Origin of the sequence: Prevotella sp. HJM029, assembly GCF_000599605.1 — a bacterium.
Taxonomy (GTDB): domain Bacteria; phylum Bacteroidota; class Bacteroidia; order Bacteroidales; family Bacteroidaceae; genus Prevotella.
This window is the reverse complement of sequence record NZ_AZHT01000052.1, coordinates 1-3,154: the sequence shown is the minus strand read 5'-3', so window position 1 is coordinate 3,154 and position 3,154 is coordinate 1. Positions and strand designations below refer to the sequence as shown.

4 protein-coding genes and 1 pseudogene are annotated in these 3,154 nt (G+C 36.5%); 3 read left to right on the top strand and 2 right to left on the bottom strand.

Annotated elements, in window-relative coordinates; genetic code table 11:
• The 3 genes from X919_RS0104525 to X919_RS0104515 all read left to right on the top strand — a co-directional run.
• Nucleotides 1-899 (top strand): PcfJ domain-containing protein (locus X919_RS0104525; protein WP_028899192.1); only part of this gene is annotated, 899 nt, incomplete at its 5' end.
• A 27-nt stretch (nucleotides 900-926) separates the two neighbouring features.
• The gene (locus X919_RS0104520) at nucleotides 927-1,181 is read left to right on the top strand and encodes a hypothetical protein (protein WP_028899191.1); all 255 of its coding nucleotides are present in this window, start codon (nucleotides 927-929) and stop codon (nucleotides 1,179-1,181) included.
• Between the two features lie 4 nt (nucleotides 1,182-1,185).
• Entirely contained in the window at nucleotides 1,186-1,419 is a 234-nt protein-coding gene (locus X919_RS0104515) for a hypothetical protein (RefSeq protein WP_028899190.1), read from the top strand.
• A 110-nt stretch (nucleotides 1,420-1,529) separates the two neighbouring features.
• Here the strand turns inward: X919_RS0104515 and X919_RS0104510 are convergent, their stop codons facing one another.
• Both X919_RS0104510 and X919_RS14760 read right to left on the bottom strand, forming a co-directional pair.
• Nucleotides 1,530-2,081 (bottom strand): hypothetical protein, encoded by a 552-nt coding sequence (locus tag X919_RS0104510; protein WP_028899189.1) that lies wholly within the window; start codon nucleotides 2,079-2,081, stop codon nucleotides 1,530-1,532.
• A 630-nt stretch (nucleotides 2,082-2,711) separates the two neighbouring features.
• Nucleotides 2,712-3,059 (bottom strand): annotated as a pseudogene (locus tag X919_RS14760) (glycoside hydrolase family protein); the annotation flags it as partial.
• Nucleotides 3,060-3,154: the final 95 nt, after the last annotated feature.

Sequence of the window (3,154 nt, the reverse complement as noted above, 5' to 3'; positions counted from 1 at the left end):
ATTGGTGGAATATGCAGGGACGAAAAGCTGTGGTTGCTATACAGAGGGTATTGGGACACTATGTTGATACATTTTCCTATTATAGTCCTATGGCGATACGCAATGATAATGAAGCCTATCAGCATATTGCCTACTCACCGATATATCCAAAGTTCAAGGTTACAGACATACTTCGTAGAAATGGTTTTAAGGATAATTTCTATAGCATCGTGCCTACTAAGTTTATTCCTGCATTACTTACAGACAGCCGTGTGGAAACATTGCTAAAGGCAGGTAGCACAGACCACTTACGTTACTTTCTTGGCAACAAGAGAACTTTTGAAGAACTATGGCAGTCCTACAAGATTGCAGTTCGTAACGGCTATAATATTACAGATATTTCCCTTTGGAATGATTATGTAGATACACTTAGAAGATTAGGTAAGGATATTCATAATCCAAAATATTTATGCCCTGCAGACCTTAAAGCCGAACACGACCGCAGACACGAGGAACTTCTCAGACAGCGTGAAAGAGAGGAGATTAGACAGAAGCAGCAGAAGGCAATGGAAGACGAAAAACGTTTCAAGGAACTCAAATCCAAGTTCTTTGGCATAGCTTTCACGGACGGCACAATTCAAGTCCACGTTTTAGAGAGCGTGCAGGAACATTTGGAAGAAGGTGTATCAATGCACCATTGCGTATTCTCTAATGCATACTACCTCAAGGAGGACTCCCTTATCCTTTCGGCTACCATTGAAGGTAAGCGAATAGAAACTATCGAAGTATCATTACAAACTTTGGAAGTGGTGCAAAGTCGTGGAGTTTGCAACAAGAATACAGAATACCACGAGCAGATAGTAAACCTTGTCAACGCTAATCGAGGTCTTATAAGCCGAAGAATGAAAGCAACAGCATAAAGTATGAACTATTAAATTATCAGAGATATGAAAACAGAGATTGAAAATATCATCTACAACTATGCGGATGAGATACCGCATATTCTCATTAGGGTGATTAATGCGATAACCTTATCCGACAACAAAGAGGAGTTAAGGTCGGCTATCAACAAAATAGCCAAAGAAACAGAACTTGACAAGTTCTTTGCATACGGCTATGGCGCACATCACTTTTGGCTCACACATCGCAAATTATCTAATGGAGAGCCAAAGGAATACAGATTATTAAAAGTTGAATTTTAAGATTATGAAGAAGAAAGTTTACAGAGTTCGGACACAATACGTCTTTGAAGGAGTGTTCGATGTGGTTGCGGAGAGCAAGGAAGAAGCACGGCAAAAAGTCCTGCAAAATTGTGGATTGGTTATGGGTGGCAGTATTCACAGCACTTTACCCGATGATGAAATAAATTGGGCTTTTGACAAACACCCCAACAAACGAATAGACAGAATAACGAAAGTGCAAAAATATCCTGCTGAATAATAGTAAAAGCCACGCAAATTTTAGGTTTGCGTGGCTTCTTTTCTTTGTCTTTGAACGAGCAGGCGACTAAAGAAAAGAAGCAAAAGAAAGTCGCTACAAAATGTAACAAATTATAGATTTACATATTTTGTATCATTCATAATTTTTTCCATCATCTCCTGTTTAGATAATTCGTAACTCTTAAAGAAACCTTCATTTTTAAACATATCAGCATTACTCCAGTCAGCATAAATATTCATTGATAATCTATAACGAATAAAGGTTTTTCCTTCCAAATTACAAGCATCTGAAAAATCTATATTTGGAACGTAATAAAAGCATACTTCTTGTTTAGGGCGTCTTAGCTTAATACTCAAGTCTTCTTTTTGCACATCAAAAATAATTAGTTTCTGAGAATATTGGGCATTTGGATATGTTGCCTTTACTGTTTTCTCTATCAATTCATCAAATTCATCATACATATGAGGAGGTGAAGTTAAAAAGCTTGGAGATGCTGTGGCTTGTTGCTTTTGCTGAGCATTTATATATTCTGAGAGTTTCCGTTCATATAGTATATCCCCAAAAATTTCATAAGGACCATTGTATGCATTCTTAGAAATTCTGATTGCATGTAGGATACACCATTCGTCTGTAGGTAGAGCAGTTATTTGTTTTCTTTCCATAAAAATAATTGAATTAAAATTATATGGCAAAGGTAATACTTCTTAATTAATATTGAAAATAATTTGATAAATTTATTCAGTAAATGTAAATATTATTTATAAGTAGAGAATAATACAAGCTCTATTTGCCTACGTATGAGCAATTCTCTTAACACCTTTACCTTACATCTACAAGATTTTAGATACTCCTTGTAGAGATTTCTTCCATTATCTTCTATCTTGCGTAGTCGTGGGATTGGGAATCTTCATAAGTCAATACACGGCTCCACACCTATATGATATCAATGTAAACTGTAAAGCGTATTATAAAAAAAACTATTGCTGTCCGGTAAAAATAAACTGAAAGCTCTGTATCCCTTTACTCATCGGTGTTGCAGCAGTTTTACTTATCCAGAGGCTTGGTTTTCAGTTTCAAACTGTAAGCATTATAAAATGTGCTTATATTGACAAGCAAAGCCCTATAATAACCAGATAAATTAATGAAATCATAAGTTTAAGTCTATTTTAACTAACACAGATAACTTCAAAAAAGTTTTATCGGACACCAATAAAAAAAAACTAAAATCATTATTATTGGCAATTGAAGAGACGAGGTAGAAGTTGTACTTTTGCAAAATAAGAATAGATGTATCAAGGTATATAAAACAGCGCAAACTCCACCTGTCTGCGTTTAACTAACCCATTCAAAACTTTCCCCTTGTATTGGCAGAACGAAATATACTCTTGATAAAAGTTCCTATCTCCAGCTTCTATCTTTCGTAGCAGCCTACTCTTAGGGTGCTTACCATAGCCGAGCAACCTCCCCACACCTACATTATAGGCAAGCAAGGTCAGCAGCAGCGCATCCTTACCATAGCCTTTGAAGTGTTCAAAGTATTTCCAAAGGTCGGCACGAAGCAGCGAGTCTGCCTGCCGTTCCGTCATATCCGCCGTGAAGTGCTCTCCCCGTTGCAGTTGATGCCCATACCCGACATACGGATTATCAAAAGGTTTTGATAATCCGTATTATCTAAAGACAAACATTATCCAAAGATTGCCATAAATTTCATTGTAACTATTTGATTAACATCTTT